General features: G+C 64.9%; 13 protein-coding genes and 1 pseudogene. 1 reads left to right on the plus strand and 13 read right to left on the minus strand.

What is annotated here, in order from left to right; translation table 11 throughout:
- Positions 1 to 356: 356 nt before the first annotated feature.
- From BM244_RS21375 to BM244_RS21405, 7 genes are read right to left on the minus strand one after another with little or no spacing between them, the layout of a single operon-like run.
- Complete coding sequence (locus tag BM244_RS21375; RefSeq protein ID WP_217649191.1) at positions 357 to 1,373, minus strand: Rieske 2Fe-2S domain-containing protein; 1,017 nt, start codon at positions 1,371 to 1,373, stop codon at positions 357 to 359.
- Complete coding sequence (locus tag BM244_RS21380) at positions 1,370 to 2,503, minus strand: ATP-grasp domain-containing protein (protein WP_093400942.1); 1,134 nt, start codon at positions 2,501 to 2,503, stop codon at positions 1,370 to 1,372. The genes BM244_RS21375 and BM244_RS21380 overlap by 4 nt, the downstream gene beginning before the upstream one ends.
- A complete protein-coding gene (locus tag BM244_RS21385) occupies positions 2,500 to 3,735 on the minus strand; it encodes a hypothetical protein (protein ID WP_093400943.1) in 1,236 nt (411 codons plus the stop codon). Before BM244_RS21385 ends, BM244_RS21380 begins: the two co-directional genes overlap by 4 nt.
- The gene (locus BM244_RS21390; protein WP_093400944.1) at positions 3,732 to 4,571 is read right to left on the minus strand and encodes an MBL fold metallo-hydrolase; all 840 of its coding nucleotides are present in this window, start codon (positions 4,569 to 4,571) and stop codon (positions 3,732 to 3,734) included. Before BM244_RS21390 ends, BM244_RS21385 begins: the two co-directional genes overlap by 4 nt.
- Entirely contained in the window at positions 4,571 to 5,551 is a 981-nt protein-coding gene (locus tag BM244_RS21395; RefSeq protein ID WP_093400945.1) for an NAD-dependent epimerase/dehydratase family protein, read from the minus strand. The genes BM244_RS21390 and BM244_RS21395 overlap by 1 nt, the downstream gene beginning before the upstream one ends.
- Positions 5,548 to 6,534, minus strand: a complete 987-nt coding sequence (locus BM244_RS21400) for a 3-oxoacyl-[acyl-carrier-protein] synthase III C-terminal domain-containing protein (RefSeq protein WP_093400946.1) — start codon at positions 6,532 to 6,534, stop codon at positions 5,548 to 5,550. Before BM244_RS21400 ends, BM244_RS21395 begins: the two co-directional genes overlap by 4 nt.
- 31 nt (positions 6,535 to 6,565) lie before the next feature.
- The gene (locus BM244_RS21405; RefSeq protein ID WP_175518358.1) at positions 6,566 to 9,994 is read right to left on the minus strand and encodes an acyl-[ACP]--phospholipid O-acyltransferase; all 3,429 of its coding nucleotides are present in this window, start codon (positions 9,992 to 9,994) and stop codon (positions 6,566 to 6,568) included.
- Positions 9,995 to 10,151: 157 nt separating this feature from the next.
- Between BM244_RS21405 and BM244_RS21410 the strand changes: the two genes are divergently transcribed.
- Positions 10,152 to 10,772 carry a TetR/AcrR family transcriptional regulator gene (locus BM244_RS21410; protein ID WP_093400947.1) on the plus strand — a complete coding sequence of 207 codons (621 nt, stop codon included), beginning with the start codon at positions 10,152 to 10,154 and terminating at the stop codon, positions 10,770 to 10,772.
- An 83-nt stretch (positions 10,773 to 10,855) separates the two neighbouring features.
- Here BM244_RS21410 and BM244_RS22910 read toward each other — a convergent pair whose 3' ends face one another.
- The 6 genes and pseudogenes from BM244_RS22910 to BM244_RS21440 all read right to left on the minus strand — a co-directional run bounded on the left by BM244_RS22910 (position 10,856) and on the right by BM244_RS21440 (position 17,625).
- Positions 10,856 to 11,131: a hypothetical protein gene (locus BM244_RS22910; RefSeq protein ID WP_139227060.1), complete on the minus strand. Its 276-nt coding sequence runs from the start codon at positions 11,129 to 11,131 to the stop codon at positions 10,856 to 10,858.
- A gap of 19 nt (positions 11,132 to 11,150) precedes the next feature.
- A pseudogene (locus BM244_RS21415) lies at positions 11,151 to 11,469 on the minus strand (transposase); the annotation flags it as partial.
- A gap of 815 nt (positions 11,470 to 12,284) precedes the next feature.
- Positions 12,285 to 13,310: a hypothetical protein gene (locus tag BM244_RS21425; protein ID WP_139227062.1), complete on the minus strand. Its 1,026-nt coding sequence runs from the start codon at positions 13,308 to 13,310 to the stop codon at positions 12,285 to 12,287.
- Between the two features lie 288 nt (positions 13,311 to 13,598).
- Complete coding sequence (tagH, locus tag BM244_RS21430) at positions 13,599 to 15,128, minus strand: type VI secretion system-associated FHA domain protein TagH (protein WP_093400950.1); 1,530 nt, start codon at positions 15,126 to 15,128, stop codon at positions 13,599 to 13,601.
- Positions 15,125 to 15,697 (minus strand): DUF6931 family protein, encoded by a 573-nt coding sequence (locus BM244_RS21435; RefSeq protein WP_093400951.1) that lies wholly within the window; start codon positions 15,695 to 15,697, stop codon positions 15,125 to 15,127. Before BM244_RS21435 ends, tagH begins: the two co-directional genes overlap by 4 nt.
- A complete protein-coding gene (locus BM244_RS21440) occupies positions 15,694 to 17,625 on the minus strand; it encodes a type VI secretion system Vgr family protein (protein WP_175518359.1) in 1,932 nt (643 codons plus the stop codon). The genes BM244_RS21435 and BM244_RS21440 overlap by 4 nt, the downstream gene beginning before the upstream one ends.
- Positions 17,626 to 17,868 lie beyond the last annotated feature (243 nt).

Genomic DNA, 17,868 nt, shown 5'->3' on the forward strand with positions numbered 1-17,868 from the left:
TCCGCCTAAAGGTCTAGAACAAAACGATGAACGAGCGACTGAACTTGGGAGGAGGGAAGGGTGCCCTGAGCGTCTGCTTGTGGGTCATGCAGGCGCCGCCGTAACGTGTGCTGCGAGAAAACGGTAAAGGCGCGCAGTAGCGCTTTGAACTGAGCGTTCCGGTCACCGCCGCTGAGCATGTCACCCTGTATGCTCGTCATCGGCTTCGATATCCCACCAGATCGAGCGTTTGCAAATTCTCTGGCTAGCCGGGGTCAAACAGCTGCCGTTTTTACCCAAGATCGACCCGGCCATCGCCAGGACTGAGCATGGATCTTCATAACCTCAAAGTGCGATAAAGCGCGGCGCTCCTATCGTTAAAGGTCGGCGGCCAGGCGATCCGTTATGCCGGGCATCAGGGCACCTCCCTGATAGAGCCTGTGAATACGGTTGCCGAGTATATCGCCGGGTCCCTGCGCGTAACGCATGGCGCCAAAGCGCGCGACCACCTCTGCCTGCGCCGCAAGGGCGGATCGGTCCTGCTTCACCACCGGCATAAGGAAAGCCTTGAGGCCCCATTGTTTGACGACGGCTGGGAGGATGCCGCGGGGAGTGGTGAAGCACGCGAACGGCCTGAAACTGTGTTTCCCGACAGGCGTGAAGAAGGCCGTCACGCAAAGCGTAAGGCCGTGCCGGCTCTCCCACACGGCCTGCACCGCGGCCGGGGCGTCGTACCGCGTTCGGCTTCGGGTGCGTTCGCCTTCCAGCAGGCGCGACATTATACCCGAGTCAGGCCGCGATTGATCGATCGTCATTTCGATGCCCCGCTCGAAATTCTCGACGGTCAGCGTCACCGGCTGTCGTCGGTCACGTCGGCGAATCAACCCGTGATGCAGCTCGCTGGTATGGAACGGGTCCATCACGTTCTCGATCGCATCGAAGGCGGTTCCGCGCCATTCGCCTTGATCCCACCAGAAATGGTCGAACCCATCGCTGCCAAACGGCGCGCGCAGCGTCGGGGCGGCGGGCACGTCCGGTGTATCCGCCAGCCGCACGAACACCGCGCCATGCGCTTCGTAAACGGCGACAGGCTTGGCGGACAGCCTGCGGCCTTCGGCTTCGCCCAGGGTGCAACCGGGGACCGCGACGCACGTGCCGTCGGCGGCGAACCGCCACCCGTGGTAGGGGCAAGTCAGCCCGTTCTCGGCCACGCGACCTTGCGACAACGGAAAATTGCGGTGCGGGCAGCGGTCGACCAGCGCGCCGATACGACCATTGCTCCGAAACAGCGCGACCGGGACGCCGGCGACGACCCGCTGCACCGGACGGCGTCGCACGTCGCGGGACAGGGCCGCCATCTGCCACCCCAGATGCATCGGATCGACGAGGCTCACGCGCGGTCTCCATTCCATTCGATGTCTCGGGTCGTGGCTCCGGTCAGCGAGATGCGGTGCCGCACCGACGAAACCGCAAACCCGATCGTATCGGCAACCGCTCCAAGCAGCGGCATCCGGTCGCCCGGCGCGCCGATCACGTCGCGACCGGTCAACCTCGGACGACGCCCCCGCCGTAGCTGGTCCATCACACCCCAGCTGAGCATCATCGGCAACAGGTGTCGATCATCCTTGCCGGGCGTCGACCGTGAAACGCAGCCCAGCATTGCGCGCGCCAAATGCCCGACGCCTGCCATGAGGTGAACACCGCTTGTGGCGCGCGGATTGCATTCGATCAGCCAGCTTCGCGTGCCGTCGTCGATCGCGTCGAGCGCAAGTTGACCGGTCATGCCGAGATGCCCGGCCACCGCGCGGGATGCGCCGAGCAGCCGATCGCGAACGCCGTCGGGCGCCGGACGAAAAGCATAGCCTGCCCCACCACTCAGACTCAGCGTCGATCGATAGGCGGAAAACGCCGTGATCCTACCCCCGACCACGACGGCGTAGGAACTGTGTTCGACGCCGTCGACGCGGGCCTGCAGGACCCAGGGCAGGGCCCTGGTCGGACGAATCGCCGCGGCTGCGGCCCGGCTGGGTGCAATCATGGCCGCCAGCCCGAAGCGCGAGTAACACGCCTTCAGCACATGGCCGTCCAACGCGGGGCCCGTCTCGGCGAGCGGCGAGGTGATCAGCGTCGTGACGGGCGCGTCCAGGCCGAGCGAGAGCGCCAGCGCATTGAAGCTGTCCTTCGCGTGAAGACGATCGAGCGTCGCCAGATCCGGCGCGAACAGCGGCCCCACCTCGATCCCGTCCTCACGCGCGGCGGCAAGGTGGAAAATCTCCTCGCATGTCGGCACCACGATGGCTGGCCGCAGTCGCGCGACCAGAGCCGCGATGTCCTGGCGGAAGCGATCGCGATTCTGCACCGGTGACGCGTGGCGGTGCACGGCCGCAGGAGTATGCGACCAGCGTGCGATCCGGGCCGGACTGCTGTCGGCCATGTGGACCACCAGTCCCGCAGCCGTCAGGTCGCGGGCGAGATCGAGGGCCGCCGGCGAGCGGGCGCCGGTGATCAGGGCGGTCTGCGTCATGCGTCCGGCCGCCAGGTCACGCGCCGACGCTTTGGTGCGCAGGGGAGGTCGCGCATGATCCGGACGTCGATGTGCGCGTCGGCGTTGAGCGACCGGGCGGCGGTCCGCAGCCGTTCACCGTCGCGAGGCTCCAGTGCTTTGATCGTCACCATCGATGGACCACCCTGGACTTCCCACCGTGCCGCAGGCCCGACAGCCTCCTCGAAACGACGATCGATGGCTTCGGGCAGGTGCAAGCCGGTACCCGTCGTCCAGATGTCCTGCACGCGTCCACCGACCGGCGCGATGACGCGGCCGGCAAAGCCGCATCGGCATGCCCGCTGATCCAGCCGTACGATGTCGTCCAGGCGTACGCGCACGATCGGCTGCACGTGCCGGCGTAGATCGGTCACGATCGGACGATAGGCATCCACCAGCGGCACCGGCTCGAGTTCGATTTCGAGTGAGTCGTCGTTAAGGTGCAGGGTGCCGAACCGGCAGGCCGCGGCGATGAAGCCCTCGGTGGCCTGGTAGATCGGGTCGGGTCGGCATCCCAGTCGATCGGCGATCCAGGCGCGTTCCAGAACGCCCATCGGCTCCGCGCCCCAAAAGATCCGGGCGAGAGTCGGCAAGCGGGGGGCTACGCCGGCGATCATCGACAATTCGCGCGGTGGTGCGATCAGAATGGTCGGACGGAAGCGTTCGAGCGCCTCGCTCATCGCGTGGGAATCCAGGTCGATCGCCAAATGAAGGAACGCGAACCGTCCGTTTGCAACATCGCGGTACAGCGCGCTTTCGGCGCGGAGGACCAGGGCTATCCTTGCCCCGACGACCGGGGCGGACACAGGCAGAAGTCGGGCGATGCTTTGCCCGATGTAGCGCGCGCGTTCGGCCGCGGACGCGAGAAACATTCCCCGCACGTCGCTCGTGCCTGTGGACAACCCTACCGCGATGCCATCGCGTACGATCCCAGCCCCGCCGCGCTCCGCCTCTTCGGCCGCAGCCATGGCGGCATGGTGGTCGATCCCGGCTGAATTCCATTGCGCGAACGCGGTGCGGATCGCCGCCGCATCCACGATCGGGACGTTTTGCAACGAACGACCTGCATACCCGGACAGGGCCGGCGTCTTCGCTAATATCGGGGCCATTTCCGCCCAGAGCCGCGCCCGCCGTCGCGCCAGCGCCGTCTTGCTCAGCCGCATCGCCCACCGGGTGTCGGCCCAGGCAGCCAGCAGCCCGTGACGCGGAATCATGCCTGCAATCCAGCCTGCCGCGCGGCGATCGAGCAATGTGACGGGAGCAGAAGCGTGTCGGGCCGGCCGCCATGCAGGCGGTGGAGCGCGGCGAGGGTCGATCGTTGTACGGCGGCATCGCCCAGCAGACGTGCGACCAGCCCCGGCGGCGGCATGTTGCGCTCTATCGCTGTCAGCGACCAGGCGGCGTCCCCCACCAGCAGCGTGTAGCGATCGTCCTCGAGTCTGAGAGCCAGGCCCCAATGTCCAGGACAATGGCCGGGCAGTTCGACAGCCAGCAACGACGCATCGCCCAGCAGGTCCGCGCCGCGATCAAACGGTTGAAACGCGGCTGGGAGCGCGACCGGCGTCGCATCCTCGAAGAAGGCCGCTTGGTCGATGCGATCGGGCACGAGGGCGGGAAGAAGCCCGCGGCGCGCGCTGCCGAACCGACTCCGCGCGCGCAGGTCGCGCAGTCCTGCACAGGCGCAGTGCAATGTCGCATGTGGGAAGTTGTGAAGACCCGCGACATGGTCGCCGTGGAAGTGCGACAGGATGATATGTCGCACCGCGTCAGCCGGGATGCCGCGTGTGGCGAGCTGGTCGACGATGCTTTCGCCGGGGGCAAGGGTGACCGGCGTCGCCAACCGATACAGACGTTCCGGCAGCGCGCGTGTGGCGTCCATGAAGGCGGCGTCATACCCCGTGTCGTACAGGATGACGCCCTCCTGCGCGTGATGGATCACGCCGACCAGCGCCGGGAAGTCGACGCCCCGCCAGGTGGCGCCGCGCCGCGTCATGGCTTCGGCATGGCGACAATGGCCGCACTCGACGATTTCCAGGCTGGATCGCTTCATCAGCACCGTTTGGCCTTCCCTAACAAGGTCGCAAGGCCGTCATGCGTCGGTTGCCATTGCAGGATCCGCCGCGCGAGATCGAGATCGAAGGTTTGCGAATAGCTCAGCGTGGCGAGCGAATACCGCGTCAATCGCGGCTCGCCCAGACCCGGCAGCGCACCGTGGACGAACTCCGTCGTCCGGGCGATGGCGCGCGCGATCGGCATCGGCACGTGCATGCGGCGCCCATCCAGGTTTAGCGCCTTAGCAAGGCTGGATGCGACATCGCGGACACTGACCGGCCGTCCGCCCGAGATGTTGATCGCCAAGCCATGCGCTGCGTCGGCATGACGCTCGGCCAGCAGCAACGCGGTGACGACATCGGCGACATCGGTGAATTCGACCAGTGCGCGCCCTCCGCGCGGCAGCGGTACGGCACGGCGACGCACGAGCTCGATCAGCCGTGGCAGCAACACCGTATCGTCGGGTCCAACGATCGCGCGAGGCCGGATGATCACCGTCCGCATTGATCCGTCCGCCGCCAGGACCAGCCGTTCCGCCAACAGCTTCGTCCGAGCATAATGGTTAAGCGGGCGTCGGGCCGGCGGATCACGGTCCGTGATCCCGACCCGATCCTGCATCTGGGTGTAGATCGATGGCGACGACACGAAGACGAAGGTGCGTACGCTGGCGCGTGCGGCATGTCCCAGCAGGTGACGCGTCGCCGCGACATTGGCCTGCTCGAAGCCATGCCGAGGGCCCCATGGGCTCGACAAGGCCGCGGCATGGAAAATGGTTTCCACGCCGTCGCACAGCGCCGCACCCGCGGCCGGGTCCGTCAGATCGGCTCGGATATAGCGGACCCCCGTTGCCCGAAGCCTGGGATCGGAGCCCGCGCGGCGGCCGATCGCCGTGACCGAGCGCCCGGCACGCGTCAGCGCCTCCACCAGCGACAGCCCGAGGCCGCCGCTGGCACCGGTCACCAAGACCTTGCCGGTCATAGCCTGAGCACCATCGCGCCCGCACTGACGCCCGCCGCCGTACCGAGCAGCAGCACGTCTGTTCCGGGCGTCGCACGACCCGTCGCGATGGCGTGCGCCAACGCAGTCGGGATCGACGCGGCGATCTGGTTGCCATGCGTCGGGAAGATGTCGACGACCTTGCGCGCGCCATCGGGAAACAGCCGCATGACATGCGCGACGGCCGGCGCGCTGGCCTGATGACACAGGACGAGGCCGATGCTGGCGCGGTCGTGACCGGCGTCCGCCAGCGCGCCGTCGATCACCGCGGGCAGCGCGCGGGCGGCCGCCTTGAAGATGCCGAACGCATCCATGCGGAATCGCGACCCCTCAACCAACGCATCATAGCCCTCCTCGACCCGCACCCGCGTGCCCCCAGCGCGCAGAGTCGCAAGGTGGGTGCCATCGCCGAACGTCTGGAATCGTCGTGAGCGGAGCCCTCCCGGTCCCTGGGCCTCGATGCACACCGCTGCCGCCCCGTCGCCGAAGATGCAGGCGGTCTTGGCGCAGGTGTCGTCCAGTCCGGCCGACGCGATATCGCTCGAGAACAGCAGCGCGCGACGCCAGCGACCGGTCTCGAACCCCATCGCCGCGATGTCGAGCGCCAGCAGGAACGACAGGCAGGTCTGATTGACGTCGAACGACGGGATGCCGCTTCTGCCCAGTCCGAGTTCGCGCTGCACCATCACCGCGGTCGAGGGGATCGGCTGTTCCATGACGCCGCAGCCACCGATGATGACATCGAAGTCGCCGTTCTTCCACCCGGCCGCCTCCAGTGCCGTACGGGCTGCGGCCGCACCCATCCGGGACGTCGTTTCCTCGGCATCGGCCACCCGTCGCTCGGCGATACCGAACTCCCGCTTTACCGCGCCTGCCGCTCGGCCGAGCCGCGCGTCGAGCGCCGTCGAAGGGACGATGTTTCGCGGCAGATAGCTGGCGATCCCGCGTATCGTCAGCGGGGTCATGAGGCAATTTTCCGGGCCGCCAGCGGCATGGTCATTTTGCAGATTCCGTTCCTGGCGCATGAACGGGGGCGGCCACCATCGCGCCGAGGGTCACATAATCGATCTTGCCCGTCCCCAGTACCGGCAGCGCGTCGACGATCCGCAGGTCGCGCGGCATCGAGAGTTCCGCGATCCCGCTGGCGCGCGCCCAAGCCTGCAATGCGGAGGCGGTAGCTGCGCGTTCGGTCGTGAACAGCACCAGTTGCTCTCCCTTGCGCGCATCGGGGCGGGTCACGACGGCATGCTCCGCGGCAGGCCAGAGCTTCGCCGCATATCCCTCGACCGCGGGCAGGGAGACCATCTCACCGCCGATCTTGGCGAAGCGCTTGGCGCGGCCGCGAATGACCACGAAGCCGCTGGCGTCGAGTGTCACGATATCACCTGTGTCGTGCCAGCCATCCGCCGGCGGCTGGAGTATGCCGGGTGCGTCGGCCTTGAGATAGCCAGCCATGATGTTGGGTCCGCGTACCGACAGTCGTCCGCCCTCGTCGATGCCCGGAACGGGGGCGAGCCGTGCCTCGATCCCCGGCATCAGCCGGCCGACGCTGCCCGCCTGAAAGTGCATCGGCGTATTGACCGCGATGACCGGGGCCGCCTCCGTGGCGCCGTAGCCTTCGAGGATGCGCAGGCCGAACTTGTCGGCATAGGTCCGGCGCGTCTCGTCGCGCACCCGTTCGGCGCCAGCGAAGATGTAGCGCAGCGAGTAAAAGTCATAGCCGTGCGCCATCCGCGCATAGCCGGAGAGGAAGGTATCCGTGCCGAACAGGATCGTGGCATTCGCGTCGTAGGCGAGCGCAGGAACGATCCGATAGTGTAACGGACTTGGGTAGAGCAGCGTGCGTACGCCCGAAAGGATCGGCAACAGCGTGCCGCCGGTCAGTCCAAAACTGTGGAACACGGGAAGGGCGTTCAGCACGACGTCGCTCGAGTTGAAGTCGATGCGTGCCGACAATTGGCGGCAATTGGCCAGGAGGTTGCGGTGCGTCAGCACGACCCCCTTGGGCAAACCTTCCGAGCCGCTGGTGAACAGGATCACGGCGGGCATATCGGGCGTAATGCGGAGGCGGCGATGGCTGTGGCCTGCCCAGCGCGTCGCGATCAGCGCGCGCACCTTGTCGACGGCGCCGACAGTCGCGCCGATATCCTCCAGGTAGCGTACGCCAATCCCTGCGGCTTCCAGGCCCTTGACGATATCGCCCAGTTTCGCCTGATGTACGAAGGCGCGCGCGGTCAGGATCGTGCGGATTTGCGCCGCGGTGCAGGCGGCCTGCAGATTAGCGAGCCCTGCGGTGTAGTTGAGCATCGCCGGCACACGGCCGTTCGCCTGCAGCGCGAAGAAGGTGACGACGACCGCGCTGACGTTGGGCAACATCACGCCGATGGCTTCGCCGGGCCGAGTGTACGTGGCGATCGGCCTGGCCAACGCGAGGCTTGCGGTGACGAGGCGGCCATAGGTCATCGGCGCGCGCTTCACATCCTCGACGATCGGGGTGTTGGCGCCGTGAATGTCCTTCGCCTCGAGCAGCGCCTCGTAGAGCGTCATGTTGATGTGCGACGTCGCGAAGATCATCTCGCTCATCACGTCGTACAGCTTGCGGCCGGCCATCGCCCGGCGCTCACGTGCGCTGCCCGACTCAGGCAGGGCAAATCGGCGCGGCGGCAGGATCGTCAGGCTGACCCGCGGAAACATGCGTGTTCGAACCTTGCCCTTCAGCCGCGAGAACGGCGTGAATTGCGCGCCGTCGATACGCACCGGCACGATCGGTGCATCGGCCTTGTCGGCGACCATGCCGGGTCCGTCGAACACCTTCATCAGCGCGCCGGTGACCGTGATGCGACCTTCGGGGAAGATGACCAGCGTGCGCCCCTCGCGCACGGCCTTGACCATCGCCTTCGCCGCCATCGGGTTCATCGGATCGACCGGGAAGGCATCGAACATGCCCAGGAACGGTCGCACCCACCACGCCTTCGCGATCCGGCTGTGGATGGCGAAGGTCGGCTTGCCGGGCAGGAAGGCGGCAAGCAGCAGGCCGTCGAGGAAGGACACGTGGTTGACCACGATCACCGCACTGTCGCCCGGTCGGGGCATGTTTTCGTGCCCGTCGACCTCGACGCGGTAGAGCAGGACAAGCAAGCCGCGGATGAGCGCCTTGAACACCGTCTCGGGCAGCAGCCAGCACGAGATCAGCGCGATCGCCAGCGTTGCGAACCCCAGCGCGCCGATGACACCGGGGACGCTTGCGCCGGTGGCGAGCAGGATCGTAACGACGAGGACGAGCACGACCGTGACGGTGGCGTTGACGATATTGTTGGCGGCGATGATCTGCGAGCGCTGCTCGGGGGCGCTTTGCGTCTGCAGGATAGCGTAGAGGGGCACGATGAAGATGCCGCCGGCGAAGGCGATCCCGGCCAGCGCGAACAGGATGTGCCAGCTTCCAGGCATGCCGACGAACGCACCGACATCCGAAACGGCGGCCGCCGGTACGTACGCGCGCGTTGCGATCCACAGGTCGATAAGGAACGCCGCCAGCGCAAGGGCGGAGGCGGGAACGTAGCGTGCAGAGACCTCGCCGCGCAGCAGCTTGTTCACCGCCACCGAACCGATCGAGACGCTGATCGAGAATACGAGCAGGAACAGCGTGACCACGCTGGCATCGCCGTGCAGCGTGCCGCTGACCAACGGGGCGAACTCCGACAACAGGATCGCGCCGACCGAGAAGAACCAGCTGATGCCGAGGATCGAGAGCCACACGCCGCGACCGCCTTGCGCCGCCGCGAGGATCCGCAACGTGCCCTTGACCAGGTTGCGTTCGATCCTGAGGCCTGGCGATGCGGCCGGAGCCGAGGGAACCGCCAGGCTGATGACGAGGCCTATTATTGCCGCGCCGGTCGCGACCAGCCCCGCTTCCCATGGCGGGACGAGTCCACCGAGCAACTGACCCGAGAGGATCGCCAGGAAGGTCCCGGCCTCGATCAGCCCGGTGCCGCCCATCAGTTCGCTGGGCGCCAGATGCTGCGGCAGGATCGAGTATTTGACGGGGCCGAAGATCGTCGAGTGAACGCCCATCAGGAACAGGCAGGCGAGCAGCACCGGGATCGACTGGATCCAGAAACCGCCAAGCGCGAGCAGCATGATGCCGACTTCGGCGGCCTTGATCGCGCGGATCAGTACCGCCTTGTCGAACTTGTCGGCCAATTGCCCGGCGAGCGCCGACAGCAGGAAATACGGCAGGATGAAAAGCCCGGTCGCGATGGTCGCCAGCAACTCCGCCTTTGCGGGCGCAGCGGCGTAAATACCGAAATTCGCGAGGAACAGCAGTCCGAACTTGAGGACGTTGTCGTTGAAGGCGCCGAGGAACTGAACGGCGAACAGGGGCGCGAAGCGGCGCTTGGCAAGCAGCGACAGATCAGGTGCGGACATGAATGTAACTCCCCGTGCGCCAGCGTACCGGCCAAATGCCAAAGCGATGTTAATTCCCGAGCGGCGTGCCGCCCACCAACGTTCGTATGCCTAAATTGAGCGCTGTACAATTAAATAATTAGACGGCGCTCAATTTCTTGGCTAGCGATCCTTTGAGATGGGACGTCGGTCAGATCATACCCGCGAGGAGCTTCACGCGCTGATCTTGAGCGCCGGGCACGAGGTGATGGCGCAAGACGGCTTTGCGCGGTTTTCCGCCAGGGAGGTCGCCAAGCGGATCGGCTATTCGGTCGGCACGGTCTACAACGTCTTCGGCAGCAACGACGCGCTGATCCTAGCGATCAACACCCGTACTTTCGCGCTCTGGGCGCAGCATCTGCGTGCCGTTCTGGAGGACCCCGGTAGCGATCGCATCGGTGCGCTGGTGACGGGCTATTTCGTGTTCGCCCAGCGCAACCCGAACCTCTGGATGGCGATCTACGATCATCGGCTGCCTGCATCGATGACGGTGCCCGACGACGATGCGAGAGTCCGGGGCACCCTGACCGGCATCGTCCGGGCCGAGATCGTTGCCGCGTTGGGGCGTGAGGACGACGATGCCATGGCGGCGCTGACACGGTCGCTGATCGCCGTGGTGCACGGCCACTGTGCGTTTGCGCTCACCGGAAGCTTTGCCCTGATGGGCGAACAAGACCCGATCCCGGCAGCGATCGCGCGCGTCCGCGATAGCCTGAACGCGGCCCAACTGCCCCTGATTCCGGACTGTATCTCGCCTTGAGTATGTCGGTGTCAGGCAGGCGAAAGGCGAAAGACGCAGCGCCTGTGGCAATCCACTATGCCCGCCAGCCATAACCGAACGCGTCAGGCGATCACCCAAGTGCCGTCCGGCTCTTTTTGGACCAGCGTCTTCCACACATAGCTTTCTCCGCTGTCTTCGGCAGTGAAGACGATGTCGAACTCGGATTCATTGGAGGCGATCCGGCGCCAGTTCTGGATACGCGTAACGCCGAAAAAGGCCATATTCGAAAGCTGAACGAACGGCAGAAGTTGGGACGCGCCGATCGCGGTGCGAATGGCCGGAAGTGGGTCTTCGCGCGGATCAGTAGCGCTGGCGGACGAATAGGTGCAGCAAGTCACCCTCGGATACGTCCTTCACCTCTTTCACTTGGTCAATGCAGCGTCGACGCCGCGCGGGGCTTAGAAGTTTCCCCGTGCCGCCTCCTGCAGGATCAGCTTGTCCAGCGTCAGGTCGGAGATCGCACGCCGCAGCCGCAGGTTCTCCTTCTCCAAATCCTTCATCCGCCGCGCCTGATCCGTCTTCAGGCCACCATATCCTTGCGCCAACGGTAGTAGGTTTGCTCGCTGACCGCGATCCGCCGACACGCCTCGGCGGTCGTCCCGCCCTGGCCCAACACGATTTCAACTTTACGCCGCTTCCCGATGATCTCTTCGGGCTTGTGCTTTTTCGCAGGCATTCGTCGTCCCTTCGTTGATCCAGACTCTCGTAGTCGATGGACCGCTCAGAAGGGGGCTGCTCACACCTAGCGGGGCTAGATTAGATACTTCTACAAGCCGTTACTACCATCGCATCATTTTTCAGGCGCACTTCAGAGCCAAGAACGTGCCAGCTAAGGGTAGAATCCCTCGCTCAGGTCAAGTTCAGCGCCCACGTCCGGGCCGGTATCGGACGCGAGCGTCCATCGATCTCCTACCCGCGTTGCCGCCTGCTCGGCGGTACGGGTGCGGTTCAGTTCCTTCACCAAGAAAGGGAACGCTGCCCGGACGTCTGCACGACTCGTCCACGACGGTGTCTGTACAATCCGGTAGTCGTATCGGCCGACCTCAGTCGGCTTGGAGGGGCCCGTCTCCGAGCCACCGTCTTGCCTACCGGTACGCACAGCGACCACATGTTTCCGACCGTAGCACAGCATAGGTTCAGGTTCGCTGGCCGGATCGAGCCGACGGAACCATATATCGTGCATGCCGGCTGATGTAGGTTCAATGCGCACTCGGGGGCGATCGCCTCCCGCGTCGGAGCGGTCGAGAAGCACTCGCCGTACAAGGCCAGCGGCCACCAAAGCGTCTACGCGTGGCCCGGCGAGAGCTTCGGCGCTAAACTCGATGGGAGATGTGCCAGACAATAGCGGTGCGCACTGACGCTGCCCTTCCACCTGCTCGCGTATCTGCTGTATCGCATCGTCGGGTTTCGACTGCGGCTTCGCTGCGTTTAGATGACAACCGGCCAGCACCGCGAGCGAGCAGGCCGCGACTATGCACGAAACGCGCATTTTCACGCTCTCAGGCCTAGCGGTGCCAAGGGCTGCGTCACGTTCGACAGCCAGGAAAGTACTTGCTCCGCAGCCGCGACCTCCTTCACCCGTGCCTGGTTGGCGTCGCTCTTCCCGAATAGCCCCCCCGCCTCATAGAAAGCTTTGCCGCGTAATTGCTTGTTCAGCGTGTCGATCCGGTCCTCGACGTTACCGCCTGGTCGCGTGACCCCGACCCACTGTACCGGTCCTCGACTCCGATCGACGTTTCCTCGTGGATAGTCCTTGTCGCTTGGCATTTTTTGTATCGGTGCGCTGCTATAACGGCCGTCGCCATATGGTCCCGCGGGGCTGACCTCAGTCACGAGTTCATCGGAATCCAAAAGCCAGATCATATAGAAGCCGAGCTCGATCTTTGGCGCTAAGCGTGCAGGATCGAGTTTTCCGATCGGCCTGTTTGCAATCGGTGCCGATCGCAACTGCGCATATGCTTGTTCCTTGGCTCCGGCGCTCATCGTCCGGCTCTCTTCGACGGCGGCGGCGGCATCGTAGGCAAGCAGCTTGTGATTGATGAGCCAGGAATTAAGTTGCTTGTCCCGGTTCATGGGATCGGTCGCAAGGAGGTCCTGACTGTTGGACATCGCCTTCACGACCGCATCTTTTATTTTCTTCCCGGCCTCGTCCTTCACGATATCCAGCGTCTTTCCGATCGCGAACGTCGCCGTGGCATTCGCTCCTACCGCGTTGTAGACGGCCAAAGTACGGGTCGCGCTGCGGGAGGCGAGCAGACGTAGCGCCGCCCGGTTGGCAACCACACGGAGCGACGCCGTGGCCGCGCTCGCCATTAGAATGGATCCTGGAATTAGGGCGGCGATGGAAACGAAAAGCTCCGCGTTCGCTTTATCGTTCTCCTTTTGCTTATTAAAACTATCTTGATAGCTCCGATAGGCAGTATTGTACGCGATGATGTACGGATTGCATACGTTTGCTTGCCATGCATCCACGGAGTCACCAACCTGATTGCGATAGGCTTGAAGTCTATCCGGCATATACCCTCCAATTACCACGTTAGTGGCGGTTCTGGTCTAAACCAATGTTTCAGTTGGGCGGCACGCTACGATAAAAAATGTGCTCAAGGCAAGCTTGGGTCCACTGGCGAAACCCATCAGCCTATTGCGAAACAGGATCTTCGCGATGGGCATTATAGCTGCACTATGTGTCGTCGGAACGGTTCGAGCGGTCGTGAAGAAGGCGCCGGTTTTGCATTATAGAGATTCTCATGTACCTTTCACCGAAATTTTGGACGGCTGTCCATATGTTTGGCGTATCCGGCATGATCATGGTGGTGGCCGTTTCGCCTGCGCGTTGTAGGCTTCCCGGAATTCCTTGGCGAACACGTCCATGAACGCCTCATCGGAACCGTGCGCGACGCCGCCGAACTCTCGTTCGTACGCCTGCCATAGCGCCGCGTCGCGGGCTCCGGGTAGTATCCGCTCGAGCAGTCCTTTCGACTCGGCTCGCGCGCGGATCGCGGTCGGGGAGAAACGGTCAAGCGTCGCCCGCAAGGCGCCCTGCATGGCGCGGATCGTCGCCATCTGGTGGGATTGCAGATCGACATACGCGTCTTCGATGGCGTTTTCAGCGTCCATGAAGCCGCGTTGGGGCGGATTGAGCAGCATCGCCATCGCTTCTTCGGGCGAGCGCGCGAACTTGATCGGGTTGTTGCCCTCGGGCGTGAAAGCGGTCATCTCCGCGCCTAACTGCGCCTTCGCACGAGCGCGGGCCTCGACCATGACGACCAGCCCAGCGACGAGCCGACGCAGCAGGCGGCCGCTTCGTGCCAGTACAATGCCGGGCTCGTCGGTCACCTGATTCTCACTCAAGCCAGTCTGGGTCAGGAAGGCGACGATGTTTTCTCGCGGCTGAAATGCAGGCGGCGCAGACGGTGCGGAAGTGGCAGGGGCGGGGCTCGACGACGGTGCGTCCCATCCCGATGGGATCATTTGGGGCGCCGCGACAGGGAGCGCATCGCGTGCCGCGGGACGCGCCAGGCCGAGTGGGTCGGACGTTGACTCGACCGGCTGGCCGAACCCGCCTCTCGCCCAATCGACCACATTGCCTTCCGCGATCCGACCCCAGACGTCGTCTGGCGAGGGGGCGGCGGGGCGGTCAGGGGCTGCACTCGACCAGTCCGATGCCGGGTCGGGTGCGGGAACGTGCGCGGTCCAGGCCGAGGCGACCGGCGCGCCGGGCGCGGCCTGCATCGCGTGCCAGCCACCACCCGTGGCGTGAGGCGACGCAAGCGGTGTCGGCGACTTATGCGGTTCCTGCCGTGCGAGGCCAGGACCGATCTGCGGCTGCCACCGTCCGCTCGATACGGCCGCCGCCGGTGCCGGCGTGCTGTCCCAATGCTGTGCGGCACCGTATCCCGACGCGCCATAGGGATCGGGCGCGGGCCCAGCCTCGGGTGCCTGGGCGAACCCGTCGTCCCAGCCACGCCATTCAGCCGACTTTGGCAGCGCGGCAGCCTCCGCCGCGGTCGAGGCGCCGTCGCCCGTGAGCCGTGCGGCAATCTCGTAATGGCCGATCTGCACCACGTCGCCGTGCGCAAGCCGGTGTGGTGCGGGCAGGCGCGTGGATGCGCCGTTCAGATACGTGCCATTAGTGCTGACATCGGTCAGGATATAGCCGCTGCCGTCGAAGATGATCTCGAAATGACGCGACGAGATGTGGTTGCGCGGATCGGGCAGGCTCCAGTCGCACGATGCGGCGCGACCGACGACCGCGCCACGACGACTGAGCACGAACTCGGTCGGCATGCCATTGTCGAGCCGTGCGACATTACCGATCGTCAAGGTCAGCGTCATGGTCTTGCCAGCGCCTCGACCCCGCGTTCAGCAACCTGTTCGGCGAGGACGAGTGCCTCGGCCAATGCGGTACCGGGCGTGCCGCTGCGATAGGCTGAGGCCTTCACCGCGCCGGCCGCATAGCGCAGGCAGGCCTCTGACGGCGCAAGGACGGGGGCGGCCTGGATCGGCGCGATTGAGCCGCCCGAATAGAACACCGCCATCCCCAGCATGCGTTCCGGGCTGCGGTGTCGGGCGGCTTCCGCCGCGGCATGGGTTGCGCGACGATTGGCATCGCTCGGCTCGTCGATCCAGCGCATCGCATAATCCAGCGCGAGCTGATCGTGGATCGGCAGGCTGTGATCGCGGGCATGATCGTGCAGGCATCGTGCTGCCCAGGCGACCGCCTCCAGACGCGGTAGCGCGTGCGCGATATAGTCGAGCGCATCGGCCGGGGCGTCGCTGCCACGCAGCGCGTCATAGCCAGCATGGAGATCGTCCGCGGCGGGCGGAAGGTCATCCTCGTCGACGTCCATCAGCACGAACACCTGGCGCGCCTGGGTCAGTTTCACGATCGGCCAGCGGGTCATGGATTAATGAGCGTCTGTGCGCCCTTAAGGATCAGATTGGCCCCGGCCTTCACCAGCGTATCCATGCCGCGGAAGATGGCGTTCACCTTGCCGTGGATTGACACGGTGTCGGCGGTCATGCTGATTCCCGTCGGCGTGATGAAGACGTGCGACTGGCCGACCTTCAGCAGGATGCTGTCGGTCGCGCTGATCTCCAGAGTCTTGCCTACGATCAGCTTGTCGTGATCGCCGATCGTGGTCTTGCGGTTGTGGACGACCCTGACCGTCTCGTCGTTGCCGACCTCGGCAGTGCGATCGTACCCGACGACTTCGCCCTGGTTGTGGCCGACGTGATGCGTTTCGTCGAACCGCACGCGCGTGTTCATGTCGCGCTCGGCGTGGACGAAGATTTCCTCCTGGCCGCCCTTGTCCTCGAACCGCATCTCGTTGGCGCCCGGCGCGCCGGTGTCGAGCGGCCGAGCATTGGGATACGCCCCTGCCTGGCCATAGCGGAGCGTCCGCCACAGTACGCGCGTCTTGTTCGCGGGCAGCGCATAGACCGGCATGTTCGATCTGTTGAACACGCGTCCGACCACGAGGGGGCGGTCGGGGTCGCCGTTGAGGAAATCGACAAGCACTTCGTGGCCGACGCGCGGCAAGATCAGATTGCCGAGCCCGCCGGTCTGCGACACGCGGATCCAGCAGGTCGACTTCTCGCCCGGCGTATCCTTGCGGTCCCAATGGAAGCGGACCTTCACCCGGCCATATTCGTCGGTGTAGATCGTCTCGCCGGAAGGCCCCGTAACCACCGCGGATTCGAGTCCTTGGACCACCGGACGCGGGGTCGACTGGATCGCCTGATAGGTCGTGTCCGCGGGGATCGCGTCGAAGCGGACGTTGAACGACAGTTCGTCGCCCTGCTTGCCAGATCGATAGGTCTCCGCGGCGATGCTGTGATAGGTCGACGTGACCATGTACGCGGCGTTCATCCTCGCCGCCGGATGCTTGGTGACGTTTACAAGTGTACCGCAGGCCAGCCCCGCCGCCTGCGACGTGCCGGTAAACACGCGACGCCCGGCGCGCAGTCCGTCCAGGACGGTCTGGCTGCGTTCCTGGCCGGTCTTTTGTTGATCCTCGCGGCCGGTCTTCTCGCGCGTGTAGCGGCCGGGATAGTGGAACACCTCGCGGTCGTCGCGCGGGTGTGAACCCTCGGCATCGTGGACTGCAGCGAGCGGCTGATCGGGCGATTCAAAGTCGAAGTCGCGGTAGGTGACGCGCGATTCTGCACCGGTCGAGACGCGCTCGGTCCAGGTCTGGAGGTGCGACGCGGGTTTCGCGAAGCGCTCTTTCGATTCGGAGGCGAACACCGACACCGCGTTCTGGTTGAATTCGAGCGCCGCAGGGTCGCCGGCGAGGTGGCATTTCGGCCCTTCGCACAGGATCATCACATGGCGCTCGGCGTCGTGACGGAAGAAGTAGTAGATCCCTTCCTCTTCCATCAGGCGCGAGATGAACGCAAAGTCGCTTTCCCTATACTGCACGCAATAGGCGCGCGGAATTCGGGTCCGCGAGAGGCGAGAATACTCGATGTCGGAGATGCCCGCGGCTTCGGTGACCTGCTTGATTATCTGGATCACGGTCAGATCCTGGAAGATCGCCATGTCGCGGTTCTGCGCCAGAAAATAAGTCCAGGGCTGCAGCGTCAGCCGATAATGATGTCCGCTCGTGCTCTCGCGGTCATAGGCGGCCGACGTTATCAGCCCGTGGAAACGACGCACGACCTGGTTGTCTTCCAGCACTGCCAGCGCGGTCGGCTTGCCGAGATGAGGCTGCAGGTCGATCTCGAGCGGCGAAATGATATCCGCCGTAATCGAGAACGGTCGACTGAGCGTCTCGACGCTGTCGATGCGCTCGAGCACGACCTGTTCGTCGCCCACGTCTATAGACATCTGGGTTAAACGGGATGGAGCGCCCGAAGCCATCGGTCTTCCTCGCCTTTCGAACGGCCCGTTGCAGGCGGAGCACGAATAGATACCTACATCGCCGAATGGATCAATCCCAAGATTTCCGAATGCGGACTGAGCGCCCCCGGGCTTCGGACGTACATCAGTATCGTCGGGACTCTGGGTCACAAGCAATCTGAGGCGGCCTGATTTTGGAGGGAACGTTCCTCAGCTTGGATAGCGGCAGTT

Source organism: Sphingomonas sp. OK281, assembly GCF_900115295.1.
GTDB lineage: Bacteria > Pseudomonadota > Alphaproteobacteria > Sphingomonadales > Sphingomonadaceae > Sphingomonas.